Annotated in this window: 26 protein-coding genes; 15 read left to right on the forward strand and 11 right to left on the reverse strand. The window is 41.9% G+C overall.

The window, feature by feature from the left end; all coding sequences use genetic code 11:
- The first annotated feature begins 59 nt into the window (after positions 1-59).
- On the forward strand, positions 60-962 hold the full coding sequence (locus tag U0035_RS20075; protein ID WP_114790720.1) for a hypothetical protein: 903 nt from the start codon (positions 60-62) through the stop codon (positions 960-962).
- Positions 963-1,025: 63 nt separating this feature from the next.
- On the opposite strand, the gene U0035_RS20080 is transcribed toward U0035_RS20075, so the two are convergent.
- Both U0035_RS20080 and U0035_RS20085 read right to left on the reverse strand, forming a co-directional pair.
- Entirely contained in the window at positions 1,026-2,183 is a 1,158-nt protein-coding gene (locus U0035_RS20080; protein WP_114790721.1) for a homogentisate 1,2-dioxygenase, read from the reverse strand.
- Positions 2,184-2,433: 250 nt separating this feature from the next.
- Positions 2,434-2,778 (reverse strand): DUF4488 domain-containing protein, encoded by a 345-nt coding sequence (locus U0035_RS20085; protein ID WP_114790722.1) that lies wholly within the window; start codon positions 2,776-2,778, stop codon positions 2,434-2,436.
- A 303-nt stretch (positions 2,779-3,081) separates the two neighbouring features.
- Between U0035_RS20085 and hppD the strand changes: the two genes are divergently transcribed.
- From hppD to U0035_RS23080, 9 genes are all read left to right on the forward strand, one after another.
- Complete coding sequence (hppD, locus tag U0035_RS20090; protein WP_114790723.1) at positions 3,082-4,212, forward strand: 4-hydroxyphenylpyruvate dioxygenase; 1,131 nt, start codon at positions 3,082-3,084, stop codon at positions 4,210-4,212.
- Between the two features lie 134 nt (positions 4,213-4,346).
- Entirely contained in the window at positions 4,347-5,573 is a 1,227-nt protein-coding gene (locus U0035_RS20095) for a pyridoxal phosphate-dependent aminotransferase (protein WP_114790724.1), read from the forward strand.
- Between the two features lie 10 nt (positions 5,574-5,583).
- Positions 5,584-6,579 (forward strand): fumarylacetoacetate hydrolase family protein, encoded by a 996-nt coding sequence (locus tag U0035_RS20100; protein WP_114790725.1) that lies wholly within the window; start codon positions 5,584-5,586, stop codon positions 6,577-6,579.
- 174 nt (positions 6,580-6,753) lie between these two features.
- The gene (locus U0035_RS20105; RefSeq protein ID WP_114790726.1) at positions 6,754-7,140 is read left to right on the forward strand and encodes a GxxExxY protein; all 387 of its coding nucleotides are present in this window, start codon (positions 6,754-6,756) and stop codon (positions 7,138-7,140) included.
- A gap of 33 nt (positions 7,141-7,173) precedes the next feature.
- The gene (locus U0035_RS20110) at positions 7,174-8,055 is read left to right on the forward strand and encodes a flavin reductase family protein (RefSeq protein WP_114790727.1); all 882 of its coding nucleotides are present in this window, start codon (positions 7,174-7,176) and stop codon (positions 8,053-8,055) included.
- A 269-nt stretch (positions 8,056-8,324) separates the two neighbouring features.
- Positions 8,325-8,975 carry a hypothetical protein gene (locus tag U0035_RS20115; RefSeq protein WP_114790728.1) on the forward strand — a complete coding sequence of 217 codons (651 nt, stop codon included), beginning with the start codon at positions 8,325-8,327 and terminating at the stop codon, positions 8,973-8,975.
- A 19-nt stretch (positions 8,976-8,994) separates the two neighbouring features.
- Positions 8,995-10,563, forward strand: a complete 1,569-nt coding sequence (locus U0035_RS20120; protein WP_114790729.1) for a vWA domain-containing protein — start codon at positions 8,995-8,997, stop codon at positions 10,561-10,563.
- 87 nt (positions 10,564-10,650) lie between these two features.
- Complete coding sequence (locus U0035_RS20125; protein WP_114790730.1) at positions 10,651-10,962, forward strand: hypothetical protein; 312 nt, start codon at positions 10,651-10,653, stop codon at positions 10,960-10,962.
- Positions 10,947-11,459 (forward strand): DUF4349 domain-containing protein, encoded by a 513-nt coding sequence (locus tag U0035_RS23080; protein WP_114790731.1) that lies wholly within the window; start codon positions 10,947-10,949, stop codon positions 11,457-11,459. The genes U0035_RS20125 and U0035_RS23080 overlap by 16 nt, the downstream gene beginning before the upstream one ends.
- Positions 11,460-11,775: 316 nt before the next feature.
- Here the strand turns inward: U0035_RS23080 and U0035_RS20135 are convergent, their stop codons facing one another.
- Entirely contained in the window at positions 11,776-12,426 is a 651-nt protein-coding gene (locus U0035_RS20135) for a hypothetical protein (RefSeq protein ID WP_162817845.1), read from the reverse strand.
- 105 nt (positions 12,427-12,531) lie between these two features.
- Between U0035_RS20135 and U0035_RS20140 the strand changes: the two genes are divergently transcribed.
- Entirely contained in the window at positions 12,532-13,221 is a 690-nt protein-coding gene (locus U0035_RS20140; protein ID WP_114790733.1) for an SIR2 family NAD-dependent protein deacylase, read from the forward strand.
- A gap of 349 nt (positions 13,222-13,570) precedes the next feature.
- Here U0035_RS20140 and U0035_RS20145 read toward each other — a convergent pair whose 3' ends face one another.
- The 3 genes from U0035_RS20145 to U0035_RS20155 form a co-directional block, all read right to left on the reverse strand.
- Positions 13,571-14,026 (reverse strand): hypothetical protein, encoded by a 456-nt coding sequence (locus tag U0035_RS20145; RefSeq protein WP_114790735.1) that lies wholly within the window; start codon positions 14,024-14,026, stop codon positions 13,571-13,573.
- Positions 14,027-14,138: 112 nt separating this feature from the next.
- Positions 14,139-15,791, reverse strand: a complete 1,653-nt coding sequence (gene pgi / locus U0035_RS20150) for a glucose-6-phosphate isomerase (RefSeq protein WP_114790736.1) — start codon at positions 15,789-15,791, stop codon at positions 14,139-14,141.
- Positions 15,792-15,845: 54 nt separating this feature from the next.
- The gene (locus U0035_RS20155; RefSeq protein WP_114790737.1) at positions 15,846-16,868 is read right to left on the reverse strand and encodes a threonine aldolase family protein; all 1,023 of its coding nucleotides are present in this window, start codon (positions 16,866-16,868) and stop codon (positions 15,846-15,848) included.
- Positions 16,869-16,980: 112 nt separating this feature from the next.
- Here U0035_RS20155 and U0035_RS20160 point away from each other — a divergent pair, with 112 nt between their 5' ends.
- The 4 genes from U0035_RS20160 (at position 16,981) to tpiA (ending at position 20,036) form a co-directional block, all read left to right on the forward strand.
- Positions 16,981-17,472, forward strand: coding sequence for a YajQ family cyclic di-GMP-binding protein (locus tag U0035_RS20160; RefSeq protein WP_114790738.1), 492 nt, complete (start codon positions 16,981-16,983; stop codon positions 17,470-17,472).
- 198 nt (positions 17,473-17,670) lie between these two features.
- Positions 17,671-17,919, forward strand: a complete 249-nt coding sequence (locus U0035_RS20165; RefSeq protein ID WP_114790739.1) for a type B 50S ribosomal protein L31 — start codon at positions 17,671-17,673, stop codon at positions 17,917-17,919.
- Positions 17,920-18,029: 110 nt separating this feature from the next.
- Complete coding sequence (locus U0035_RS20170; protein WP_114790740.1) at positions 18,030-19,259, forward strand: putative sugar nucleotidyl transferase; 1,230 nt, start codon at positions 18,030-18,032, stop codon at positions 19,257-19,259.
- Between the two features lie 15 nt (positions 19,260-19,274).
- Positions 19,275-20,036: a triose-phosphate isomerase gene (tpiA, locus tag U0035_RS20175; protein ID WP_114790741.1), complete on the forward strand. Its 762-nt coding sequence runs from the start codon at positions 19,275-19,277 to the stop codon at positions 20,034-20,036.
- A gap of 140 nt (positions 20,037-20,176) precedes the next feature.
- Here the strand turns inward: tpiA and U0035_RS20180 are convergent, their stop codons facing one another.
- The 5 genes from U0035_RS20180 to pyrG form a co-directional block, all read right to left on the reverse strand.
- A complete protein-coding gene (locus U0035_RS20180; protein ID WP_114790742.1) occupies positions 20,177-21,046 on the reverse strand; it encodes a TIM barrel protein in 870 nt (289 codons plus the stop codon).
- A 101-nt stretch (positions 21,047-21,147) separates the two neighbouring features.
- Complete coding sequence (locus U0035_RS20185; RefSeq protein WP_114790743.1) at positions 21,148-22,029, reverse strand: hydroxypyruvate isomerase family protein; 882 nt, start codon at positions 22,027-22,029, stop codon at positions 21,148-21,150.
- The gene (locus U0035_RS20190) at positions 22,022-23,251 is read right to left on the reverse strand and encodes a nucleoside permease (protein WP_114790744.1); all 1,230 of its coding nucleotides are present in this window, start codon (positions 23,249-23,251) and stop codon (positions 22,022-22,024) included. Before U0035_RS20190 ends, U0035_RS20185 begins: the two co-directional genes overlap by 8 nt.
- Positions 23,252-23,308: 57 nt before the next feature.
- Positions 23,309-24,583, reverse strand: coding sequence for an MFS transporter (locus U0035_RS20195; protein ID WP_114790745.1), 1,275 nt, complete (start codon positions 24,581-24,583; stop codon positions 23,309-23,311).
- Between the two features lie 164 nt (positions 24,584-24,747).
- Complete coding sequence (gene pyrG / locus U0035_RS20200) at positions 24,748-26,391, reverse strand: CTP synthase (RefSeq protein ID WP_114790746.1); 1,644 nt, start codon at positions 26,389-26,391, stop codon at positions 24,748-24,750.
- Positions 26,392-26,566: the final 175 nt, after the last annotated feature.

A 26,566-nucleotide genomic window follows, 5' to 3' on the forward strand; every position in this document is an offset into this window, starting at 1 on the left:
AAAGTCGTATTTAGTCAGATTAAAGTCTTATTTTAGAATTATCTCTAATTGAATTTTATATGAAGAAGGAAGACATATCTCACCTGGAAAAGCTGATGGATTATCTGGCCTCTCATTTTTTGAAAAAGGTGTCGTGGAAAGACGTGTCCAAGACTGAATGGTTAGCTGTTGCCGAAGAGTTAAATAAGTTATGGATGCGAAGGGGAAAACAACAGAAGATCCGGCAGCGCCCCGAGCTTTTAGGAACTAATTATTTATATGAACACCTGGTTTTGGGGAAGCTGCGGAAGTACGCTGAGAAAAACAGCCTTACCGGTATTGGCAAACCTAATCTTGGGAAGTTAAATAACATAGTTCAGTTGTTGGGATACGAGCATTATATTGAATTCATTAACTCCCATACTGAGGCCTTTGGCTTTAACGATTTAAAAATAAGCATACCCAAAGCGGTTGAGAACACCAAGCTGTTGGATGAGCTGGTTGGGTATTGGTATTCTTATAACCGTAACTTACCTGATGACCCCGGTAAAATGCATGAGGAACGCATCTGGCGTTCAGCACTGGAGATTTATAAGGCAGCATCATCTGGTGAATATTTAGTAGAACGTAGCGGCGGCGATAATCATAAGTATTACGGAAAGGTAACCGCCTATGCAGATTATGTTTTCATCATTATGAATAGTAATACTTTTATAAGACAAAGGCATTTTATATCCCGGTTAAAAGATATTAATGAAAAGCTGAAACAGCCTCATTATAAATTAAACGAATTACATTTCATAAGTACCTGTATCAGCTTCAACCAGGAACCAATAGCCCTGTTCGAGATCTTTCAAAAAGTAAGAAATGGGAAAAATTTCCTTGCAGATTCCATTAGCTTTCCCGTAGAAAGTAATGAGTTGCCTGCAAATGTAACTGCCTATTTAAAAGACACGGGAGAGAACCGGATCAATTATCGATAACCGTTAATACGTAATATAAAAGGCTCCGTTTTTGGGGAGCCTTTTGTTAAATATGGAATATGCTCATTCCGCCCAGCTCATAACATAATTATCATTCTCTATGTCCAATGCCTGTTGGGTGAGCATTAGCGGACGAAAAGTGTCGACCATTACCGCCAGTTCTTTGGTCTCCCTGGCCCCGATACTTTTTTCAACAGCGCCCGGATGCGGCCCATGGGGGATACCTGCCGGGTGCAGGGTAATCATTCCCCGGGTTACATGTTTGCGACTCATAAAATCTCCGTCCACATAGTAGATCACTTCATCGCTGTCAATATTACTATGGTTGTAGGGCGCGGGAATGGCCAAAGGATGGTAATCGAATAGCCTGGGTACAAAAGAGCATACCACAAAGGCACTGGTTTCAAAAGTTTGATGTACAGGAGGTGGTTGGTGCACGCGACCTGTAATGGGTTCAAAGTCATGAATAGAGAAAATATAAGGATAACAACAGCCATCCCAGCCTACTACATCAAATGGGTGTGTGCCGTAGTGCAATCCATATAACATTCCTTTTTTCTTTGCTTTAATCATGAAATCGCCCTTTTCATCCAATGTTTGCAAGTCCTGCGGGGGGCGTATATCCCGCTCACAATAAGGAGCATGCTCCATCAGCTGGCCAAAGCGGCTCATGTACCGTTTAGGGAAACGTAGCGGTGTAAAGGATTCTACGATAAATAAGCGATTGTTCTCATCATTAAAAGATACCTGGTAAATAGTGCCACGAGGTAGTATAATATAATCGCCGTAACCAAAAGGCAATTCACCATATTGGGTGTGCACGATGCCGCTTCCCTCATGTATAAAGATGAGCTCGTCTGCATCTGTATTTTTGTAAAAATAGTCCCACATACCTTGTTGAGGGGCTGCTAATACAATATGGCAATCGTTGTTTACCAAAACCGGTACCCGGCTTTCCAGGAAGTCTTTTGCAGGCTTAATACGGAAACCTTCAAAGCTGCGGTGCTGTAACATTTTTTCTTCGGCTATCCGCGGACTTACATCCACCTGGGGTTCCGTTCTGATAATTTGCGTAGGAGGATGGCAGTGGTATAGTAGTGAGTAATCGTCGCTAAAACCTTCTGTAGAAAATAGCTGTTCGCTATATAGCGAACCATCGGGCTTTCTGAATTGTGTGTGACGTTTATGAGGAATTTTCCCCAATGTGTAATAATGAGCCATGTACCATAATTTAAAATGTAAAATGTGGAATGTTTACATAAAGAGCGGTTGCTTTACATTCCCTGTCAAACATGATTATACATTCTGCTCATCGCGCCATGGCCAATGTAGCAAGAAGAAAACAGTACTTCCATTTTCTTTTATCAATCCAGTAGGTAAAGTTTCTAAAGTATGGCATAACAATAATGCAATAATGCTTTTAAAGGCACATCGCTTCAACAAAATTACAGAATAGAAAGAAAAGACAGGTTTATTCTACTCTTTCCCAAACTTCGCTAAGGTCTAGATTGCCATTGGCAATTTTGCCGGTGATATACATTTTATTTTTCTCCAGCTTGATAGAAAAAACAGATTGCGTATTTTGAAGATTGTTTTTTTCATCGGCGTAAACTATATCTTCTGTATACTGATCTTTTTTGAGCTGGTAAGTGCCGCCGATCGTTCTAACGACATTGCCATTATTGAGATAGGTAACTGCCACAAAATGTTTAGGACCGAAAATTTTGATGTAATTGACCTGCGGCGTTACTTCTGCAACGTTAGCTGTTGGCAGTGAGCCATTCTTGGCGGAAACCAGCTTCCAGGTTCCGTTAATCGATTTGTTTTTTTTGTGAGTAACTAAAAAGGCTAAGCATCAGCAGCATCGGCAAAATAAACAGAGATTTCATGGTTATTATATTTTATTATTAAATATACAATACAAATACTGTAATTCATTAAAATGGTTATCTTTGTATTACCGATGAGGCCGGATTATCCATATAAAATATTTACTGACAAGCGCGTAAACTACGTATTGCTTGTTGAGGCCCTTGCTACAGATCACCGTATCTAATCTATTCCCGTTTTTTCCTGTAAAGGAATTTCCCTTTTCTTTTTAACGATTAAAATCTTTGTTATGTCTAATGCATTACTGTCAGCGCCAGCTGTAGCTGATGTTGTTGATTTTTTACCGCTTGAGGGCACCGATTATATAGAGTTTTATGTAGGCAATGCCAAGCAGGCGGCTCATTTTTATAAAACCGCATTCGGGTTTCAATCGCTTGCCTACGCTGGCCCTGAAACAGGCGTAAAGGACCGCGCCAGCTATGCGGTTCGTCAAAATAAACTTACGCTTGTTTTTACTACATCGCTTAAAGGAAATAATGAAATAAGCGAACATGTGGCACGCCATGGAGATGGTGTAAAGATGCTGGCCCTGCGTGTGCAGGATGCTACAGATGCATGGAGACAAACTACACAAAGAGGAGGTAAGAGCTTTATGAAGCCTGTGCGCCTGACAGATGCCGATGGTGAGATAGTGATGAGCGGCATACATACGTACGGCGATACGGTGCATCTTTTTATTGAACGGAAGAATTACCAGGGCGCTTTTTTGCCTGGCTATAGAAAATGGGAATCGTCCTATAATCCGTCCGAAACGGGTTTATTATATGTCGATCATTGCGTAGGTAATGTGGGTTGGAATAAAATGAATGAATGGGTAAGGTTTTACGAAGAGGTAATGGGTTTTCGGAACATCATTTCTTTTGATGATAACGATATCTCTACCGAATATTCTGCATTGATGAGTAAGGTGATGAGTAGTGGTAATGGTTTTGTTAAATTTCCTATCAATGAACCTGCTGAAGGGAAAAAGAAATCCCAGATCGAAGAGTACCTTGATTTTTATAATGGCGAGGGAGTACAACATGCTGCCCTGGCTACCAACAACATTATTGAAACTGTTACGGAACTTCAGAAACGTGGAGTAGAATTTTTAAAAGTGCCGGCATCTTATTATGATACGCTGCTGGACAGGGTAGGCGAAATAGACGAAGATCTTCTGCCTTTAAAAGAGTTGGGAATTTTAGTGGACAGGGATGACGAAGGTTACCTGTTACAGATCTTCACAAAACCTGTTGAAGACCGGCCTACTTTGTTTTTTGAAATCATACAGCGTAAGGGAGCAAAGAGCTTTGGTAAGGGGAACTTTAAAGCTTTGTTTGAAGCGATTGAACGGGAGCAGGAGGCGAGGGGCAATTTATAGTTGATCAGTTGAAAAGTTTATAGGTTGATAGGGAAGTTCACCAAATGATTAACAAGTCATTGAGTTTAGCAGATGAAGAAGGCTTGCGAAGTTCGCCCCCTATCAACTATGAACTATAAACATTTACATTTAAAATGAAACTTTCACAATTAGCAGAAACGATGCCGGCCCCGGCACCACTGGCTATAGGTAATGCCATCAGGGAACGCATCAACAAAGGAGAGCAGATCTATAACCTGACCATTGGTGATTTTTCGCCCTTACTGTTTCCAATACCCCAATTACTGGAAGACGCGATTATAGAAGCTTATCAAAATAAGCAAACCAATTACCCCGCTCCTGAGGGCAATGCAGATTTGAGGGAACAATTGTCAGCCTTTATACGTCATTTTCAAAACCTGTATTATACGCCTGCTGAGATATTGGTAGCATCCGGAGGACGGCCGCTGATTTTTGCAGCTTATCAAACCATTGTTGACAGAGGCGACAAAGTGATCTACCCCGTTCCGTCCTGGAATAATCATTACTATGTGCAGCTGAGTGGTGCGCAGGGCTGTGCTATCGAAACTTCGGCAGATAATAATTTTATGCCGACTGCCGAAGATATCCGGCCGCATCTGAAAGACGCTGTTTTACTGGCCTTATGCTCGCCCCAAAATCCGACGGGAGCCTGTTATACACAGGAGCAGATGAAAGCCATCAGCGATATGATTGTTAAAGAGAATAGCAGGCGGGGGGATGATGAGAAAAAGATATATGTGCTGTATGATCATATTTATAATCTGCTCGTACAAAATTCAGCGAAGCATACAGACCCGGTTTCTGTTTGCCCGGCAATGAAAGCGTATACCATTTTTACAGATGCTGTAAGTAAAAATTTTGCGGCCACCGGTGTACGTGTCGGTTGGGGATATGGTCCGCAAGAAATAATCGGTAAAATGAAAACGGTCTTAAGTCATGTAGGCGCATGGGCGCCTATGGCCGAACAAAAAGCATTGGCAGTTTTCTTTAATGATTTGTCTGGTGTAGAAGAATATCTGTATAACTTTAAACGAAAGATCGCCCGCCGTCTTGAAGATATTTATACTGGTCTGATGGCATTAAAGCAGGAAGGGCTTCCGGTTGAAGTAATAGCGCCGCAGGCTTCCATTTACCTCACTGTAAAAGTAGATATCCCCGGTGATATTTTTAACGAGCTGCTGGATGAGGGCATTGCTGTGATCCCGTTTTCGGCCTTTGGTGCCAGGAAAGCTGATCAATGGTTCAGGTTAAGTGTGGGTACCTGCAGGCTGGAGGATATTGCTCCGATTCTGCAGAAATTTAGAAAGCTGTTGATGCGAAAAGTAGAAATGGTTCATTAAAAACAAGAATATGAAACTGGTATCTTATATGCATAACGGGCATGAACAATGTGGGATATTGCTGGGTCAATATATTTATCCAACAAGCGGGATGGAAATGCCCGGTACTATGCCGGGCTTATTGAACCAATGGGAGGAGTTGTATCCGCGCCTGATGGCTGTTCATGATGAAATTGTATCGGGCAAGTTATGGGACAGGCTCGGTTCGGATAATGTTCAGCTGTTAGCGCCGGTGCCGCACCCTGCCTCCTGCCGGGATGGGTATGCTTTCAGGCAACATGTAGCTGCCGCCCGCCGTAATCGTAAAGTACCCATGATACCGGAGTTTGATGCTTATCCCATATTCTATTTTACCAATCATAACAGCATTCAGGGCCCGGGAGCCATCAGGTGTATGCCCGATCATTTTCAGAAGCTTGATTTTGAACTGGAAGCAGCTATTGTTATCGGGAAACCCGGTCGTAATATCAAAGCAGCTGATGCTGATAAGCATATTGCCGGTTTGATGATCATGAATGATTTGAGTGCGCGTACGTTACAAATGGAGGAAATGTTATTAAACCTGGGACCTGCGAAGGGAAAGGATTTTGCAACGGTTATTGGGCCATGGCTGGTAACATTGGATGAGCTCAGCGATTTTGAAATAGCAGCCAAGAAAAATCACACTGGCAAAAACTGGAACTTGAAAATGGCCTGTAGTGTAAACGGTGTGCAGGTAAGCGAAGGGAATCTCGGTGATATGGATTGGACCTTTGCAGAGATCATTGAAAGGGCTTCTTATGGTGTGGATCTATATCCCGGAGATGTTATCGGGAGTGGTACTGTGGGCACCGGCTGTTTTTTAGAGCTCAATGGAACCGGGAAGTTGAATGATCCGGGGTACAAAGAACAATGGCTGCAGGAGGGCGATGAAGTGGTAATGGAAATAGAGGGGCTGGGAGTATTAAAAAATACTATTATTGCGGAGCGTAAGGATTGGAGTATCTTAGCAAAGAAGAAGTGGTAATTGCTTAACCGCGATGACGCGAAGAAACACCATAATGGCGTAAGGCCGCAAGGAAAGTAGGGAGGAGCCTGAGAATTTTAAGAAATATACTTATTGTTAAATGTCCGGATTGGAGTATTTTAGCATTAAAGAAGTCATAAATCGTTTAACCGCGATAATGCTAAGAAAAACGCCATGGATAAAATAAGATATGCGTATCTGGCCAACCAGATTTTTATTGCATGTCTGGAAATACATAAGCAATTGGGCCCTGGGTTGCTTGAATCCGTTTATGAATTTGCATTGGTAAAAGAGTTACAGCTTAGACACATATTTGTGCAGTATCAGGTGAAAGTTCTACTTATGTACAAAGGTCACGAAACAGGAAAAGATTTCTATATAGATGTATTAGTGGAAAATGAAATAGTTAGAGAAGCCAAGGCTGTTGATCTGCTTCATCCTGTTCACCAGGCACAGCTGTTGTCTTATCTTAAACTGTTTGATAAGCGACTGGGTTTCCTGGTGAATTTTAATGTAGTATTATTGAAAGATGGCTTTAAAAGAATGGTTAACAATTATTAATTCCTTGCGGCCTTGCGCCTTGGCGGTTAAGTTATGATCTTAGATTTACAACAACTCAGCACAATTGATAAACAGTATTACCTGCAGCATATTATTGCGCCGCGGCCCATATGTTTCGCAAGTACTATCGATAAGGCCGGCCGGGTTAATCTAAGCCCGTTTAGTTTTTTTAACTTGTTCTCTACCGACCCTGCCATAGTCGTGTTCAGTCCTTCGCGCAGGGTGCGGGATAATACTATTAAGCATACATTGGAAAATGTACTGGAGGTCCCTGAAGTAGCGATTAATATCGTCGATTATGACATGGTGCAGCAAACTTCTCTTGCAAGTTGTGAATATGGTAAAGACATTTCCGAATTCGAAAAAGCCGGTTTTGCCATGCAGCCCGCTCAGCTGATAAGCCCTCCGCTGGTGAAAGAAAGCAAAGCAAAAATGGAATGCAAGGTACTGGAAGTGAAATCCCTGGGGGATAAAGGAGGGGCCGGAAACCTGGTTATATGCGAGGTGTTGCAAATACATTTGGATGAAAGTATTGTGGATGGTAATGGCAGGATCGATCAACGGAAATTGAAACATGTAGCGCGTCTTGGCGGTAACTGGTATTGCAAAGTTGATGAAACCAATCTATTTGAAGTCGAAAAGCCTAATGTGAAGCTGGGCATCGGCTTTGATGCATTACCTGAATCTATCCGTAATAGTAAAGTGCTTACCGGCAACGACCTGGGCATTCTTGCCAATGTAGAAATACTGCCTCAACAACAGCCTGAATTTTCAGACACGCAATTCAATCTGTTGCTGGCTAACGCAACTGATCGTCCTGAAGCCATACACCAGTATGCTGCCCGTCTTATAGCCGCCGGGAAAATAGCAGAAGCATGGCAGGTACTGCTAAGATCTACGGTAACTCACCTTTAGTATAAATGATTCCATCAGGAATGTTTGGCCATATTGCACCAGGCTTTGATGTAATCATACATAGACAATAAGAGTTTTTATTTTTTTGATCTTTTACCAATCCTTAACAAATTTTATGGATTACCATTTTTACGGAAATGGTATTAAGAAGTATCTGATCAAAAAGTCAGATAAGCCATTAGCATACTGATGTGAATGTCCGGAATTGACATCAATTTTGCTTACTGCCTGAGGCTGGCCACAGCTTTTAATTATTAAAAACTTACATAATGAAACGCTTATTTTTTGCAATAGCAATATTGCCGGGGCTGCTTATTGCCTGTAACACCGTAGTATTTGAAGAACCTCAACCTGCCACGAATGATATTTTAAAAGAGATTCCCAATGACCTTACGGGGCGTTATTGGGACTATGATAATGAGAAGGAATTGTTTATAACCCCGGGTTTGATTTTTGCCGTTAGGTTAACTGAAGATACGGTAATGGTAAGCCAGTTACATACAGGTGCAGCGCTAAAAGGAGATACATTATGCGAGGCTAATCGAAAATATAAGATAACCAGGATTACCGATTCTTCATTTACCGGGTATCGGTATATTGATACTGTATTTAACCTGGCCGACCCACACCAATTGCTTAAGGCAGAGGGCGACGACTATTACCTGAACTATAAAATGGAAGATAATATGTGGTGGGTCACCAGGCTTTCATTCAGGGATAATGTAATCAATCTCGCTAATATAGAAACTGCAAATGAAGTGAAGATAATGGAGCATATCACCCACGTTCAACAGGACAGCGGAAAAGCTTTGCCCGTAAAACCCGATAAAGAGCAATTTAAGAAATTCGTCAGTCAGCACGGTTTTACAAAAGGAAATACCTATTTAAAAACAGATTCTTCAGTTAACAATAAACTTTAATAAGCACTAATACAATTTTATGAAAAAACTCATTTTTGCAATAGTAATATTGCCCTGGCTGGGCTATGCCTGTAATCAATCCTACAAAAACAGGACTTCTGAAGTGGCAGTGGAGGCGATAGCGGACCAGGTTGCGCCGCAGCATCAGGAAAAAGACTTTAGTGGAGAAGCTTATGCTCATATAACCGAAAACAGTTTTACTACAGCCCTCGACCAGCCACTATCTACTTTTTCAGTTGATGTGGATAAAGCCGCTTACAGCAATGTAAGGTGTTTTTTAAATAGCGGCCAGTTACCGCCCGCAGGAGCGGTTCGCATAGAAGAAATGATCAATTATTTTGATTACGATTATCAACAACCTTCAGGCGACCATCTTTTTAATGTAATAACAGAAGTTGCGGGTTGCCCGTGGAACGAAAATCATCAGTTAGTGCATATTGCCCTTAAAGGAAAAGAGATAGAGAAGGAGGAACTACCTTCTTCGAATCTTGTTTTTTTGATCGATGTTTCAGGATCTATGCAGGATGAGGACAAGCTGCCCTTACTGAAAAAGTCATTATTAATGCTTACAAAGAATTTGCAGGAGGACGATAATGTTTCCATTGTTACCTACGCAGGTAGTGCTGGTTTAGCGCTACCCTCAACGAGTGGGGCTGACAGATCGGATATCGAAGAAGCTATTGATAAGCTTGAAGCCGGAGGCTCAACTGCAGGTGGTGAGGGTATTCAGCTGGCTTACAAAGTTGCCCGTAAGCATTTCAAGAAGAATGGCAACAACCGGGTAATTATAGCAACCGATGGAGATTTTAATGTAGGTGTGAGTAGTGAAGATGAATTGTTGCGCCTGATTGAAAAGGAACGGGAAAGCGGTGTGTTCCTGTCTGTATTAGGATTTGGTACAGGAAATTACCAGGATAGCAATATGCAACAACTAGCCGATAAAGGTAATGGGAATCATTATTATATCGACGGATTACAGGAAGCAAAAAAGGTTTTGGTAAATGAGATGAGCGGCACTCTTTTCACTATTGCAAAAGATGTGAAAGTACAGGTGGAGTTTAATCCGGCCAAAGTACAGGCTTATCGATTGATTGGATACGAAAACCGCATGTTAAATAAAGAAGATTTTAACGACGATCAAAAAGATGCAGGTGAAATAGGTGCAGGACATACGGTAACTGCATTGTATGAAGTAATCCCCGTAAGCGTGAAGAGCGATTTTGTAAAAACTGTAGATCATTTAAAATATCAGAAGACCGGCAGTGTGTCAGGCCATAACTCAAAAGAATTACTTACGGTGAAGCTCCGGTATAAAAAAGCCGATGAAGAGGAAAGCCGGAAAATGACTATCGCTGTTCCCGATAATGATGGGGATTGGAAGGATGCCAGTGAGAATTTCAGGTTGGCAGCATCTGTGGCAGAGTTTGGCATGGTGCTAAGGAATTCCGAATATAAAAGCAAAGCAAGCTATGAGCAGGCGCTGGCTATAGCCAAAACCGCCAAAGGTATCGATGAAAATGGATATAGGTCGGAATTTACAGATCTTATAAAAGCGGCAAAGAACCTTGGTGGCCGGCTTGATGATTAACAATAGTCATTAGTAGTTTTCATCTAATGGCAATATACAAAAGGTCAACGAATAGTATATAGCATTTTCTAAATCCAAAATGAACCAATGAAATCAATTTTTTACCTATTGTTTGCCTGGTCCCTGATTTTTATGAGTTGCAGCAGGGCTACAGATCGAAATGAAGCATTGCCTGCAGCAAGTGTAACCTCTGCACCAGCACTTCAGGATGCAGCTCTTCAAAAAAATGAGCCGGGAGAAATGAAGACGATGTCAAAAGTTTCGTCTAACGAAAAAGATTTTTTGGTTCATGAAAATATGCCGACGCCGGAAAAGACTAAGCAGATTATTAGAACCGCTAATTTAATTCACGAGGTTAAAGCAACAAAAATTACAATCATTATGTGCGAAAACTGCTAAATAAATATAACGCCTATATTTTTAAAGAAGATAATAATGCTCAGGCCACAATGATCATCAAGGTTCCGGTTGAGCTATTTGATAGTTTAATAGCTGAACTGGCTACAAGTTATACATGGCGCAAATTTCTTGATCTCATTCTCCCAGTTATAAATAAGCGTAGTAGGACAAACCACCAGCGCTTTCATATCCGGGTGATTGTTCTTGTAAAAGAAGTTAAGCAACTGCAGAAGAATATCAGTTCTGAAGATATTACCAGTGAAATTATAGATACCCGGGCAAGACTTGAAACCAGGAACACCACCAGAGGTAGGTATCTTGAGTTTTTAAGTAAGGCTGGTAAAATAGAAGATGTATTAAAAATACAGCAGGAGATCAATAATATCCAGGAAGATATTGAATCTGCAGAAGCACGCCTGGCGCAGCTTTCAGGGCAGGTAAGCTATAGTACCATCAATCTTACTTATTTCGAGCCCGATAGCGGAAATAAAGATTAAATATAAATCCGGGTTTTTGGGAGCGGACCGGCAGGGCAATAAAAAATGGAGCCACAATGTTGAGTGAGATCTTTATTGCTTTTGTAACCGCCTGGCCCATTTGGAGCATAACGATATTAATAATTTTTATTGTAAAACGAAGCCGCGGGCGCTGGATATCTGAAAAAAGGAATCCATAAATACCCCGGACATTATTATTGCTATATGCCTTCGGTCAATAGACGGACTGCTGTAGCAGCTTTCCAGGGTTAGTTTACTGCAGTCAATAAAAAAGCCGGTACTATAAATGCACCGGCTTTTTGTATCTCTTGGTCGTTTACTTATTGGGCAAAAGGGCTATCCGTTCTTTCACCAGTTTCCATACAGTGCCTGAATGTTCGGGGTCAGTACCATTATCTGTTATCATCCAGATAATACCCTGGGTCGAATGATCCTCATCCTTGCTAAGGTCTTTATTTTTAAGCAGCTTTAACAGGTATGTTATAGCCGGTGCATTACATATAGGCCCGAAGGTATAACGGGATGTGTAACTGGAAGGATGTTTGGAGGCATTGGCACAATATGCATTTAGTTTTACAATGCATGCCGTACCCTGCGCTATACTGATATCGTAACTGTCGGCTAAAATACCGTTCTGGTCTTCACCGCTAACCGATTGAAGCGTTAAGCCAGCAGGAAGTGTGACGTTGACAGCAGTTGATGCAGTGTTTTTAAGAATAAGGTAAACGTCAACAAACCTGCCGGTTCCAACTTCTTTACAAAGAGGATTGAGGCTTTCGCCTGTAATAGTACCTTCGAGCACAATACCCTGAGGAAGTACAAAGGCGGTGCCGGGAATATCACCCGGGTTGTCACCCAGGCCGGGAATGGGGTTAATCCGGGGCTCCTCGTTACTATCCACTTTGTCTTTTTTGGAACAGGAAAAGAGCGCCAGGCCTACAAAGGCCATCATTAAGAGTTTTCGCATTTTCATTCAGTTTAAGGGTAATAAATTAAACCGGGCAAAAATAAAAGTTAACCAGGTTTATTTCCATACTAAGAAACCAGTATTTTTTGAACATAACTTTGTTGTATGAAGAAAAAGCTGGCGGTACTAACAGGAGCAGGTATTAGCGCAGAAAGCGGAATCCGTACTTTCAGGGATAGTGACGGTTTATGGGAGGGATATGATGTTACTGAAGTTGCTTCGCCGGAGGGCTGGAAGCGAAATCCTGGATTGGTACTTGATTTTTATAATATGCGCCGGAAGCAGGCTTTGGAAGCCATGCCTAATGCAGCTCATACAGGGCTTGCCGAATTAGAGGAATGGTTCGATGTACAGATTATTACCCAGAATATTGATGACTTACATGAGCGGGGTGGCTCATCTCATGTAACCCATTTACATGGCGAGATATTTAAGATGCGTAGTGTAAAATCGCTATCACCTTCTTTCGAGATAAAAAGCGATATAAGGCTGGGAGATCTGGCAGCGGATGGGGGCCAGTTACGGCCTGATATTGTTTGGTTTGGCGAAGCTGTACCCATGATCGAAAAAGCAATAGCTATTACCAGAAAGGCTGATATCTTGGTCGTGATCGGCACTTCGTTGGTAGTATACCCTGCAGCAGGCTTAATTGATATAGCTCCCTTTCATAGCCCCAAATTTGTAATTGACAAAAATATACCTTCTGTAAAATTAGTGTCTAATTTGATGACTATAGAAAGGCCTGCAACCGAGGGTGTGAGAGAACTCAAGAGCATATTGCAAACGCTATTGTAATATTCGGGCCTTGGGTAGGTGAGTTTTATTTTGTTCAATGATGTCGGCTTGCTGGTTACATTCATCATGTACTGTCATACAGATACCTGTTGCTTTATCATACGAATCAAGGGTATGAAATTTTATTTGATCTAACAGACTGTTGGGCTGAGCTTGACGAAGCCTGCTGGAGAAAAATGTCCCATTCGGCAAGCTCAGGGTGACATTTTTCTGCCTCCAACCCTTGATTCGCATTTTACTGCTATCATCCCGAGCTGCTGTGAATAAGCGGACAGGGCTGTGAAAATCATCAACTGCAATTTGCTTTCAGCAAGGTTAGGCAACGGCATATCGAATATTTATTTGCAGGTTAAGGTTGTTTGGGATTCCTGTCTTTCACGGGAAACTTAATTTGGTTTTCGATCCCAGGGATAGGCTTCGCCGCCAGTATTTCCTGTTTCCATATTCCGGACGACTTAAATGATCGGGGTTTTTGTAAACTTTCCGGAAGGGGTATTTGTTTGCCCGGGAAATTTTGTGGCCTTTTGAATTTCCAGAAATTAGGGATTTCCTGCGGCGTTGATCTTCTTTTAGCTGCATTTGGAATAGGAACAGTAGCTGCATACGGCATAATGCAGGGCATATTATCCTGTGTTAGCCTGGCAACAGAACCATATCTGCTATTGTACATGTTGGTGGTATCCAGCCAGTTTTCTGGTTCTGCATTGAAAGAAGAGGTGATTGCCGGAGTGATTTGCGTCAGGCTGTTTTGAGCAAAGGAAGCAACCGAAATGAAGAAAAAAAGCAAGGAAGTAAGTATTTTCATATACTAGTTTCCGTCATGATGCAAAAAGGCCTCGTATTACACAAAAGTTTTCATTTTAAAAAAAAGCTGGTTACCTTGGGGCAACCAGCTTTTAGCAGAACAAATGCCGTTCTTATCTTAGCTTCTTGTATAAATTGATCAAAGTATTGGTACTGCTATCGTGGCTGGTTACTTTATCGCTGTTTTGTAACTCGGGTAATATTTTATTAGCCAGTTGTTTACCTAGTTCTACTCCCCATTGATCAAAGCTGAAAATGTTGAAGATAACACCTTGAACAAATATTTTGTGCTCATAAAAAGCAATCAACTGACCCAGGGTAAATGGTGTGATCTTTTTAATTAGAAAAGAGTTGGTGGGTTTATTGCCTTCAAACACTTTAAAAGGCGCCAGTTTATTGATCGCCGCCGCATCCAGTCCCTGTTGCTTTAATTCAGCTTTTACTTCAGCCAGGTTTTTACCGTTCATTAAAGCTTCTGTTTGTGCAAAGAAATTGCTTAACAGCTTTTCGTGGTGGTCGCCAATGGGATTATGTGTTTGAGCAGGTGCTATAAAGTCGCAGGGTATAAGTTCGGTGCCCTGGTGTATCAGTTGGTAAAACGCATGTTGGCCATTAGTACCGGGTTCACCCCAGATAATCGGACCTGTTTGATAAGTGACTTTCTTGCCGCTGCGGTCTATGCTTTTACCATTGCTCTCCATATTGCCCTGCTGGAAATAGGCGGCAAAACGGTGCAGGTATTGGTCGTAAGGTAAAATAGCCTCCGATTGCGCTCCCTGGAAGGTGGTGTTCCAAAGTCCTACCAAGGCCATAATAACGGGGATATTTTTTTCCAGTTTCCTGGTGGTTTTAAAATGTTCGTCTGCGTCGTAAGCGCCCTTTAGTAATTCTTCAAAATTATCATAACCAATGGTTAAGGCAATAGATAAGCCAATAGCGCTCCATAAAGAATAACGGCCACCAACCCAATCCCAGAACTCAAACATATTATTGATATCGATGCCGAATTTTTCAACAGCTGTGCTGTTGGTGCTTAAAGCTGCAAAATGCTTCGCCACATGCCGGGGATCTTTTGCTTTTTTCAGGAACCAGTCGCGGGCCGTTAAAGCGTTCGTCATCGTTTCCTGCGTGGTAAAGGTTTTGGAAGCAATGAGGAATAAAGTGGTTTCTGGATTTACTTTTTTTAGGGTTTCTGCAATATGGGTGCCATCTACATTTGAAACAAAGAAAGCTTCAATTCCTTTTACCGTATAAGGCTTTAATGCTTCAGTTACCATTAATGGCCCGAGATCGCTACCTCCAATGCCGATGTTAACAATGGACTTTATTTTCTTACCGGTGTAGCCTACATGTTTACCCGAATGAATGGCCTCGCAAAAAGCTTTCATTTTATTTTGTACGGCTCTTACCTCCGGCATTACATCTTTGCCGCCGCTTTTAATGGCTTTGTTGCCGAAGTTTCTTAAGGCAATATGTAGTACTGATCTGTTTTCAGTCTGGTTGATCTTATCGCCGCCAAACATAGATTTGATCGCTGCAGGTAGCTCCGTTTGCTCTGCCAGTGATAATAACAGCTGTAAGGTCTTTGCGCTGATCTTGTTCTTGGAATAGTCGAAATAAATATCACCATGTTGCAAAGAAAAACTGGCCGCGCGCTGCGCATCTTCCGAAAATAACTGACGCATATTCCATTGCTTTGCTTCTTCAGCATGACTTAATAATTGCTTCCAGGCTTTTGTTTTTGCCGGATTAATGGTTGGTAGCATATAAATAGTTTGTTTTTTTAAATTGAATGAAGAGTTGAAGATAATATTTTGATGTTAGTAGAACTTTAAAAAGTTTATTATCTCAATCATCCTTGTTGCCATCTCCTTTGTAATATCCAGGTGCAATACCAGCCTCACTTTAGTGGGTGCGATTGCATAGGCAAGGATCGAATGTTCTTTTAATAGAACTACCAGGTTTTTAGCGCTTACCCCTTTTGTTTCAAAAATGACAATATTGGTTTCTACCGGCATCACCGTTTCCACGTAGTTCTGTGTCTTTAATGCGTCTCCTATCATTTTCGCATGGAGGTGATCTTCGCTTAGTCTTGCGATATTGTTTTCCAAGGCATAAATGCCCGCTGCGGCCATGTAACCCGCCTGGCGCATACCGCCGCCGAATAGTTTTCTTACACGCTTTGCCTTTTTTATAAAGTGGGTATCTCCCAGCAACAAGCTGCCCACCGGGCACCCCAGGCTTTTAGACAGGCAGATCGAAAGACTATCGAACAAATCCCCGTATTGGCGGGGTGTTTCATTTTTTGCTACCAAAGCATTAAATAACCTGGCTCCATCTATATGAAACGGCAGCCCGTTATGGTCACACACTGCTTTAATCTTTATTAACTCATCAAAGTTATAGCAGCTGCCGCCACCGCGGTTGCTGGTATTTTCTACACAAACCAGGCTGGTGCGCGGACGGTGTACATCATCGGGCTGAATGGCTTCCTCCACCTGTAATGCATTGATACGTCCTCTATCTCCAGGTAACAACTTAACAGAAGCGCCCGAATTGGCTGCAATACCACCACCTTCATATTGATAAATATGGGCATCGGCATCACAGATCACTTCATCGCCGGGTTGCGTATGGCATTTGATAGCAATCTGGTTGGTCATAGTGCCGCTCGGACAAAATAAAGCGGCTTCTTTACCAAATAAGGCAGCGGCCATTTGCTCCAGCTCATTTACCGTTGGGTCTTCACCAAAAACATCATCGCCTACTTTGGCTTTGATCATAGCTTCTAACATGGCGGGAGTCGGGCGGGTAACGGTATCTGACCGGAAATCGATGATCATATGCTTATGGTTATAGATTCAAATTTAGGAGAATGCATTCATTTGCACGAAGTTTGTATTGTATCTTTGCCAACCGGCTGCCATTATTAATTTTAAAAACAGGAGCAATTTTATGCCATCATTTGATTTTGTAAGTAAGGTAGATGCACAGGCGTTAGATAACGCTGTAAATGTTGTAAGTAAAGAAATCGCTAACCGCTTTGACTTTAAAGGATCTCACCTGGTAATAGACCTGGATAAGAAGAATTATACGCTCAAGGTAGAGACGGAGGACGATATGAAGATGAAGCAATTGATCGATGTATTGGTGAATCGCGCCCATAAACAAGGTATTTCTCCCGAAGCATTTGATTTGAGCAAAGAGGGAAGCATGATCGGGAAGGCCTGGAAAAAAGAGATCCAGGTTCGAAACGGGTTAAAACAGGAAGATGCGAAAAAGATCATCAAGCATATCAAGGACGCCGGTTTAAAAGTACAGGCGTCAATCAATGATGACCTGGTGAGGGTTACCGGTAAAAAAATTGATGACTTGCAGGAAGTAATACAGGCATCCAAAGGGTGGGGATTAGACATACCCCTGCAGGTGGAAAATATGAGAAGTTAGGGCAAAGAAGGGAATGGTGAATAGTGAATAGTGAATTATGACAAGATCACTCTAAAGATGCGTAAGGCAAAATCTCAAATCTTAAGGCTTGAATCACAAATTTATCGTACCTTTGCACTCCTTTGACGTAATTCAGAGGTTAATTTTATTAAATAATTTGTACGGCAAAATCCGTACAACCTTAAAAATCATACAGTTATGAAACAAGGTCTCCATCCTGAAAATTACCGTTTTGTTGTGTTTAAAGACATGAGTAATGGTGATGCCTTTTTAGGAAAGTCTACTGCAAATTCTAAAGAAACTATTAAATGGGAAGATGGTAACGAGTATCCGGTAATTAAATTGGAGATCTCCAGTACTTCTCACCCTTTCTTTACCGGTAAAAACATGCTCGTTGATACAGCAGGTCGTATCGATAAATTCAAAAAGAAATACGCGAAAAAATAATTGTTCCCCGGGAATTTATTTTATCAAAAACCTCCGCTTTTGCGGAGGTTTTTTCTTGCAGGTACTCTTGCTATGCTTCCGCTGCAAATGCGTATCTTAGAACCTTCAATATGAAACCTGTTATTGCTTTTGCTCCCGCTTATTGCGATCTGACTTTTCTGCAACCATTTATTTTTACAAGAAAGGTGCAGGATTTCAGGGTGGGTGCATTAACCATACGTGAAAAATGGGAGCAACTTCTGGAACTATCTTCCGTTGATTTAAAAGATGACCGGTTGTCTGAGTTTTTTCCATCAGTCTCTTTAGAAGCAATTGCCAATGGTGTTGTCAAGTATATTATAGCTGCCAATCTATTGCCCTGTAAAGAACTGGTTGAACAGATAAAGATGCTGCGGCCCGGCCAGTCTGTTATTGCGGAGGATAATAAAATGCTGGCGGGCTGTATAATGCAATCAGCAGATCTGGAGAGCCTTCGGCCCATAGCCAGCCTGGAACCATCAGATTTTAAACTGCTTGAGACTGTTACACAAATCAACCTGTTTAACAAGGAGGCATTATTGTATGATTATGAGGTATTGAAGCAAAACTGCGTTCTTCAACCGGTTGATCCCTCCAACAGGTTAATAGCCCCCGAAAATATTTTCATCGAAAAAGGCGCCGTTGTAAGGCATGCTATACTCAATGCGGAGGAAGGTCCTATTTTTATAGCTAAAAACGCACAGGTGATGGAAGGAGTTTGCTTACGCGGGCCTATCTATATTGGAGCGCATGCAGTAGTGAAAATGGGGGCGGCTATTTATGGGGCAACTACTATTGGTCCGGGTTGTGTAATAGGCGGGGAGGTGAAGAATACGGTATTCTTCGCCAACTCGAATAAAGGACATGATGGCTATATCGGCGATTCGGTGATAGGGGAGTGGTGTAATTTCGGCGCAGGCACCAGTAGCAGCAATATGAAGAATAATATCGGCAATGTTGACTATCAGTTACCTGATGCTATTATTGTGACCGGTCAGAAAAAAGGAGGGGTACTTATGGGTGATTTTAGCCGCACCGCCATTAATACATCTATTAATACAGGAACATGGGTGGGCGTGAGCGCTCATGTGTTTGGAAACGGACTCACTCCGAAAATAATTCCTAATTTTAGCTGGGGATTCGAATCAGGATCGGGCGGTTTACCCCGGCGCTACAGAGAAGAAGGTGTACTCAAGCACGAGGAATGTGTATACAAGCTGGATAAAGCGCTAAAAGATGCCGATGCCTGGATGCGGTTAAAGGGAGGAGTGTTAAGTGACGCACAAAAAAATATATTGACAGAACTTTACAATAAACGATAAAAACAATTTTTAAAAATGAGAAAGCAAATTGCGGCAGCAAACTGGAAAATGAATTTAACTTATACAGAAGGACAACAGTTGCTGGCAGGTATTTTAGAAAACGACCTGGGAAGTAAAGAAAACCATGAAGTTATTTTCGCGGTTCCTTTTCCTTACCTGATCATGGCAAAGGAAAAAACAACTACTTTAAAGAATTATTATATAGCAGCGCAAAACTGCAGCAATAAAAAATCAGGTGCTTACACCGGTGAAGTGTCTGTAGATATGTTAGATTCCATCCATATCAAGCATTGCATTATAGGTCATAGCGAAAGAAGAGAGTACTTTGGTGAAACGAACCAGGTATTGGCTGAGAAAGTGAATCTTTTACTGGAAAAAGATATGACTCCGATTTTCTGCTGTGGCGAGTCTTTGGATATCAGGGAGGCGAACACCCAGAACAGTTTTGTAGAAACGCAACTGAAGGAGTCTTTATTCCATTTATCTGCTGAAGATGTTCAAAAAGTAGTAATTGCTTACGAACCCATCTGGGCAATAGGCACGGGTAAAACTGCTTCTACCGAGCAGGCCCAGGAAATGCATGCACACCTTCGTTCGGTGCTGGCTGCACAATATGGTGCCGACGTAGCCAATGAAATATCTATCTTATATGGCGGTAGTGTAAAAGCCAATAATGCAAAGGAAATCTTTGCTTCTCCTGATGTGGATGGCGGCCTTGTAGGAGGTGCGTCATTAGTAGCTTTGGATTTTATTGAGATTATTAAAGCGCTTAAATAAGTAAATTTACTTCACCAGCTATACTGAAGCCAGGCCATCAAGCCTGGCTTTTTTAGTTCTGATAATGTTCTTACCGCCTATAAAGTAAAAAGCCGTCGCTTAGATGGCGACAGCTTTCATTTACTTTTTATAACGTTCGATTAAAACACCAGGTTATTTAAATAAGCAGCTCCTTCTTTCACACAATCCAATGGCGCTTTTTCGTAAGCTTCCTGCTCCAAAATATAGCGCTGCATGCCCAGGTTCTTGGCCTGTGCCAATATGGGTTTATAATCAATAGATCCCTTTCCTACGATACAGCTCTGGTTCGGTTCTCCTTCTTTGAAAGGAGTGTCTTTTTTGCGGTCTTTGATATGGCAGAGTTTGAATCTCCATTTATACTTCTTCATCCACTCTATGGGATCCTGACCGGCAGTAACTACCCAATACATATCCATTTCAAAGTCTACCAGTGCCGGATCAGTATTCTTCATTAAAATGTCCTGCGGATATTGAGTATCCTGTACTCTGAAAGAGTAGTCGTGGTTATGATAGGCAAAGCGGATTCCGTTTTTCTGGCAGATCTCTCCGGCTTTGTTGAAATCTTCGGCTGCTTTTTTATAATCATCCAGTCTGCGTTGTTTACCCAGCCACGGGCAAATCAGGTATTTCATACCAATAGCTCCCGCTTCGGCTGCTTTTCGTTCAAAATCTTTTTTATGGTCACAATGGCTGCTTACAATGGTTAATCCCAGCGAGTCCATATATTTTTTGAAGTCGGTATTAGACATGCCCCAGAACATACCATTAGCGCCTTCGTAACTTTCAATTTCCTTATAGCCAAATGAAGCCAGCTTTTTTAATACGCCTTTCGGGTCTTTAGGTAAGTCGTCGCGCAGCGAGTATAATTGTATACCCAGGTTTTTGATGGTGCCACGGTTGCCTGTAGACTTACCGCCTGCTCCACAGGAGGCCAGCGCCATGCCCAGTGCAGCGCCGCCGCTCATTTTTAAAAAATCTTTTCTATCCATTTTTCAAAGTTTTAATAGAATCCTTCTTAATACTATGTTTTCGCTTAGTTACCGTTAACCAGCAATTGACCATTCACCATTCACTATTGACTATCTTTCCTCTACACATCACAAATCTGCACTGCCTGCTCCAACGCTTTAAAACGTTCCTGGTCTGTTTTACCGGTTGGAATAAACTCCTGCGCCACGTGACCTTTGAAGCCTGTTTCCAGGATGGCGTTCATAATAGCAGGGTAGTAAAGTTCCTGCTTATCGTTCAGCTCATGGCGGCCCGGAACGCCTGCTGTATGATAATGAGCAATGTACTGGTGATTGGCTTTTATATTCGCAATCACATTGCCCTCATCTACCTGCATATGGTAAATGTCGTATAATAACTTAAAATTTTCGCTACCTAACCGCTTGCAAAGCTCTACGCCCCAGGCAGTGTGATCACACATATAATCCTTATGATCTACCTTACTATTCAGGAGTTCCATTACCAATACTACTTTATGTTTCTCGGCAAGAGGCAGTATCTTTTTTAAACCTTCCACGCAGTTTTTCAAGCCTGTTTCATCATCCATGCCCCGGCGGTTACCACTGAAGCAGATCAGGTTTTTATAACCGGCTTTGGCTACAAGGGGGATGCCTTCTTCGTAGTCCTTAATCAGCCCCGCATGAAATTCAGTTCCGGCAAATCCATCTACCAGGCTTACTTTACCCGGTATATAACACATGCTGCAGGTGATGCCGTGCTTTTGAATAACAGGCCAATCTTTGGGTGCCAGCAGGTCGATGGCGTTAAGTCCCATTTTCTTTACGGTTACGCATAATTCTTCCAGGGGAACTTTGCCAAAAGTCCACTGGCATACACTATGGTTAATATTTCCTTTTAGCTTATACATTGATTTTTCTTCGTTCGCAAATGTAGTTAATGGAGAGAGGCTGGCGGCAACAGAGCCGGCAGCTAATGTTTTAAGCATGTTTCTTCTGCTATGCATTAGTAGCTGTTTTTTTATCGTTTCTGAAAATTACCGAAAACAGGAAGCAAACCACTGCGGCAATACCAGCGGGTACCAGCCACACATTTTGCCAGAAGCTGTCAGCCGGGGATGCAGTTTTGTAATGTTCGGTTACGAAACCCGCTACCCAAAAGCCAATCAACATACCTACGCCATAGGTAGCCAGTGTTATCAACCCTTGGGCAGAACTTTTATATTTTTCGCCTGCTTTGGCATCTGTATAAATTTGTCCTGATACAAAAAAGAAATCATAACAAATACCGTGTAAGGCAATACCTATGATTAGCATAAAAGATAATTCGCCGGCATTGCCATACGCAAAAAGTAAATATCTTACCGCCCACGCTAACATACCTATCAAAATGGTGTTCTTAAAGCCAAATCGTTTAAATAAGAATGGAATCAGTAAAAGGAATAATAATTCGGAACCCTGGCCGATTGCCATTTTTGCGGTAGGATTTTCAAGGCCGACAGCTGTAAGAAACGGATTGGCATTTTGATAATAAAACGCCAGGGGAATACATATTAACACTGATGCAATGAAAAATGTCAGGAAATTTTTATCCTTTAATAAGCTCAACGCATCTAATCCAATTATCTGAGTAAATGATTTGTTGCCTTCAGCATTTTTTACAGGGGGTGTTTTCGGTAAAGTAAAGCTAAATAATCCTAATGCTGCGGAAGCAATAGCCGCCATCATAAATGTGTTTTTTAATGCACCGGTTTCCGCATTGCTGTTATCCCAGTCAAGCAAGCTGATGATAAGACCAGCTATGATCCAGCCTAATGTTCCAAATACTCTTATAAATGAAAATTCCTTTTCGGGGTTTTTCATTTGCCTGAAAGAGACTGAGTTTACTAGGGCAAGGGTGGGCATATACAACACCATGTATATAAATACATACGGATAAAATACAGCAACATTTTCTGCATTGAACATCATATACATCAGAACCGCCCCCGCCAAATGCAAAACTGCCAGAATTCTTTCGGCATTAAAAAAACGGTCTGCAATTAAGCCAATAATAAAAGGCGCAATGATAGCACCCCATGATTGGGTGGAAAATACGTTAGCAATTTCCAACCCATTTGCTTGAAGATTGGTACCTAAAAAAGTCCCTAAGGTTACAAACCAGGCTCCCCAGATGAAGAACTGGAGAAACATCATTACGGAGAGTTGGGCTCGTGTTGTGGACTTCATTGCTCTGTTTTTTTTAATTGATCAATCTTTGATCAGGCCAGTGGGCCTGGTTATTTTTTACAACGCCAGTTGTCTTCTTTTGCGCATATATAGGTTAAGGCCTATAAAAGCCGCTATTAGAATTACGGGAATTATTAAAGTTGTATTAATGATTTCGGGTCCGGCTGCCTTATTCGCTTCATTCAGGGCAGTTTTCATTTCTTCCGTAGCTTCGGCCGAATTATACAATTTCATGTCGGCGCCCTGAGGTAGTTTCTCCGCAATATATTTATCATAAACCCCGCCCATAAACATCATATAAATAGATACGGCGAACATACCGGCACCTCCCATAAGGTTCAATCCTACAGCGCCGGTTTTAGGAAGGTATTCGGCTACAAATCCCAACATGGTTGGCCAGAAATAACAAACACCGGCACCAAATACCAAAGCCCCTGCGAAAATCATATTACCGCTGGTGTTACCCAAAAGATATAAACCCAGGGTAGCCAGTATTGCAGACATTAACAATACTCCCTGTGGCGCCAGTTTTTCTACAATAGGCCCCGCAAAAGCCCGCCCTATTACCATTACACCGGTGGATACCGTTAGCACCAATAATGCATTATCCGTTACATTTCTGAGCAAAACATCAATCCATTGGCCGGTAAATAACTCTGTAATTGCAGTACCAAACATGCAAATGATCATAAATAGAAAGAGTGGATTGGCAAGCGATTTATACATTTCACCGGTAGAGATACCATTGGCAACTCTTTCCGTAACAGGGAAATCCTGCTTTGCGAATAAAAAGCCATAAATAAGTGCCGGGATAATCATTATAGCTACCTGAATCTGCCAGCCCAATGCAATTTTATCGAAGAAGTAGACGATAAGTGTGCCCAGCACGATGCCCCCGGGAAACCACAAATGGAAATGATTGAGTTTGGTTGTTTTGTTTTCGGGGAAAAGGGCTGTAACCAACGGATTACAGGCCGCTTCTACCGTTCCGTTAGCAATACCTATCAGCAGGGTTGAAAAAAACAGCGACCAGAAGGGGTTACCGAATTTGCCGGCGAAAATGGTGAGCAGGATACCAATTAAATGAAATAAAAAAGCAAAAACTAACAGCTTTTTCATACCCAGCACATCAACAATCAGCCCGCCGATTATGACAGCAAGAGGAAATCCCCAGAATGCTGTGGCGGCAATGGTACCCAGTTCCCCCTTATCCAGCCCAAAGTCTACTCCCAGTTTATTTAAAATACCGGCCCGTATGCCAAATGATAGAGAGGTTACCAATAATGCAAGGCAACTTGCTGTAAATAGTTGGGACCTGTTAATTGTTTTCATGCTTGCTTTCGTTATAGTTTTGTCGGTAAAGGGAAAAACGATTTTATGGCTAAATGTACAATTTAATCTATAACAAATATATGGGTTCTGACTTTTTATTAAGTGATTATATAGCAAAAGGCTCCCGCAGGAGCCTTTATAATAATTATATGAGAAAAGGGAAATTAAATTTTAGCTAATTCCACTTTACGGTCCTGTGGATTAACCGAGCTATAAGCCATAGCAGCCTTTACAAAATGTACAAAAATGGGTTGGGGGTTCTCTACCGTACTTTTTAATTCGGGGTGGTATTGCACTCCTATGAAGAAAGGATGTGTAGGCAGTTCGATTACTTCTACCAGCCCGCTATCGGGGTTTTTACCGCTGGCCACCATACCTGCGTTCTCAAATGCATCCAGGTATTTGTTATTAAATTCCCAGCGATGCCGGTGCCTTTCTGTAATGTTTTCAGCGCCATAAATAGTATGTGCGAGGCTGCCAGGTTTTACCGAGCAGGCATAAGAACCTAATCGCATGGTACCGCCTTTTTCGGTTACTTCTTTTTGCTCTTCCATTAATGCGATAACGGGCTCTGAAGCATTTTCATCCATTTCAGTAGAATTAGCTTCTTTCAGACCTAATACATTTCTGGCAAATTCAATAGCCGCCATTTGCATGCCTAAACAGATTCCGAAGAAAGGCAGGCCATTTTCACGGGCATATTTTACCGCAGTAATTTTTCCCTCAATCCCTCTTAGTCCAAAGCCGGGAGCTACCAGTAGTCCTTCCAGGCCCGCCAGTTTTTCTTCTACATTCTCATCGGTAATATACTCGCTGTGTACATTTACGATCTGCACCTGGCATTCGTTTACGGCGCCCGCATGTACAAACGCTTCCAGAATAGATTTGTAGGCATCCTGAAGCTCAAGATACTTACCAATCAGGCCAATACGTACAACTGTTTTGGGATACTTTAATTTATCCAGGAAAGTGCGCCATTTGGAAAGTTCGGGTTCGGGGTAATCTGCCATGTTCATTTTTTTCAAACAGGTCAGGTCCAGTTTTTCACGCAACATGGCCAACGGAACTTCGTAGATTGTTGACTGATCCGTTGCTTCGATCACAGCTTCCTGCTTTACATTACAGAACAGGGCTATCTTTCTTTTTAGCTCAGGAGTTAATGGCTTTTCTGTCCTGCACACAATAATATCCGGGCTCACACCTTCCTGGCTTAACATTCTTACGCTATGCTGGGTAGGCTTGGTTTTTAATTCCTTTGCTGCTTTCAGGTAGGGGATATAAGTCAGGTGTATCACAACCGTATCTTCTTCGGGCAGCTCCCATTGCAACTGGCGGATAGCTTCCACAAATGGCAGACTCTCAATGTCGCCGATAGTACCCCCGATCTCGGTAATCACAATATCATACTCCCCCGTAGTGCCCAGCTCCATCATCCGGCGCTTGATCTCATTGGTAATATGCGGTACCACCTGCACGGTTTTACCCAGGTAAGCGCCTTCTCTTTCCTTATTAATAACGGTTTGATAAATACGGCCCGTGGTTACGTTATTGGCCTGCGAGGTGAAAATATTCAAAAAACGCTCATAGTGACCAAGGTCCAGGTCTGTTTCGGCGCCATCTTCGGTAACATAGCACTCGCCATGCTCGTAAGGATTAAGGGTGCCGGGATCTATATTAATATATGGATCAAACTTCTGGATGGTAACCCTGAAACCTCTTGCCTGCAACAGCTTGGCTAAAGAGGCTGCAATAATTCCCTTACCTAAAGAAGATGTTACGCCGCCCGTAACAAAAATATACTTGGCCATAAAAAGTTGTTTACGCTCAATAAAATATTATCAAACAAGTAAAAGGTACTTGCAGACAATGTTGTGATAAAATTTAGTATGAAAAAGGATCTTAAAACGACCAGCAGAAATACTCCTGTAAGGGAAACTTATGGAGGTCATGCAAAGATAGGAATTAAAACAACAACAAAAAAAA

The organism is Niabella yanshanensis (genome assembly GCF_034424215.1).
Taxonomy (GTDB): domain Bacteria; phylum Bacteroidota; class Bacteroidia; order Chitinophagales; family Chitinophagaceae; genus Niabella; species Niabella yanshanensis.

Coding starts and splice junctions, on each gene's coding strand:
- U0035_RS20075 (WP_114790720.1), top strand. CDS start 60: ATGAAGAAGGAAGACATATCTCACCTGGAAAAGCTGATGGATTATCTG.
- U0035_RS20080 (WP_114790721.1), bottom strand. CDS start 2,183: ATGGCTCATTATTACACATTGGGGAAAATTCCTCATAAACGTCACACA.
- hppD (WP_114790723.1), top strand. CDS start 3,082: ATGTCTAATGCATTACTGTCAGCGCCAGCTGTAGCTGATGTTGTTGAT.
- U0035_RS20095 (WP_114790724.1), top strand. CDS start 4,347: ATGAAACTTTCACAATTAGCAGAAACGATGCCGGCCCCGGCACCACTG.
- U0035_RS20100 (WP_114790725.1), top strand. CDS start 5,584: ATGAAACTGGTATCTTATATGCATAACGGGCATGAACAATGTGGGATA.
- U0035_RS20105 (WP_114790726.1), top strand. CDS start 6,754: ATGGATAAAATAAGATATGCGTATCTGGCCAACCAGATTTTTATTGCA.
- U0035_RS20110 (WP_114790727.1), top strand. CDS start 7,174: ATGATCTTAGATTTACAACAACTCAGCACAATTGATAAACAGTATTAC.
- U0035_RS20115 (WP_114790728.1), top strand. CDS start 8,325: ATGAAACGCTTATTTTTTGCAATAGCAATATTGCCGGGGCTGCTTATT.
- U0035_RS20120 (WP_114790729.1), top strand. CDS start 8,995: ATGAAAAAACTCATTTTTGCAATAGTAATATTGCCCTGGCTGGGCTAT.
- U0035_RS20125 (WP_114790730.1), top strand. CDS start 10,651: ATGAAATCAATTTTTTACCTATTGTTTGCCTGGTCCCTGATTTTTATG.
- U0035_RS20135 (WP_162817845.1), bottom strand. CDS start 12,426: ATGCGAAAACTCTTAATGATGGCCTTTGTAGGCCTGGCGCTCTTTTCC.
- U0035_RS20140 (WP_114790733.1), top strand. CDS start 12,532: ATGAAGAAAAAGCTGGCGGTACTAACAGGAGCAGGTATTAGCGCAGAA.
- U0035_RS20145 (WP_114790735.1), bottom strand. CDS start 14,026: ATGAAAATACTTACTTCCTTGCTTTTTTTCTTCATTTCGGTTGCTTCC.
- pgi (WP_114790736.1), bottom strand. CDS start 15,791: ATGCTACCAACCATTAATCCGGCAAAAACAAAAGCCTGGAAGCAATTA.
- U0035_RS20155 (WP_114790737.1), bottom strand. CDS start 16,868: ATGATCATCGATTTCCGGTCAGATACCGTTACCCGCCCGACTCCCGCC.
- U0035_RS20160 (WP_114790738.1), top strand. CDS start 16,981: ATGCCATCATTTGATTTTGTAAGTAAGGTAGATGCACAGGCGTTAGAT.
- U0035_RS20165 (WP_114790739.1), top strand. CDS start 17,671: ATGAAACAAGGTCTCCATCCTGAAAATTACCGTTTTGTTGTGTTTAAA.
- U0035_RS20170 (WP_114790740.1), top strand. CDS start 18,030: ATGAAACCTGTTATTGCTTTTGCTCCCGCTTATTGCGATCTGACTTTT.
- tpiA (WP_114790741.1), top strand. CDS start 19,275: ATGAGAAAGCAAATTGCGGCAGCAAACTGGAAAATGAATTTAACTTAT.
- U0035_RS20180 (WP_114790742.1), bottom strand. CDS start 21,046: ATGGATAGAAAAGATTTTTTAAAAATGAGCGGCGGCGCTGCACTGGGC.
- U0035_RS20185 (WP_114790743.1), bottom strand. CDS start 22,029: ATGCATAGCAGAAGAAACATGCTTAAAACATTAGCTGCCGGCTCTGTT.
- U0035_RS20190 (WP_114790744.1), bottom strand. CDS start 23,251: ATGAAGTCCACAACACGAGCCCAACTCTCCGTAATGATGTTTCTCCAG.
- U0035_RS20195 (WP_114790745.1), bottom strand. CDS start 24,583: ATGAAAACAATTAACAGGTCCCAACTATTTACAGCAAGTTGCCTTGCA.
- pyrG (WP_114790746.1), bottom strand. CDS start 26,391: ATGGCCAAGTATATTTTTGTTACGGGCGGCGTAACATCTTCTTTAGGT.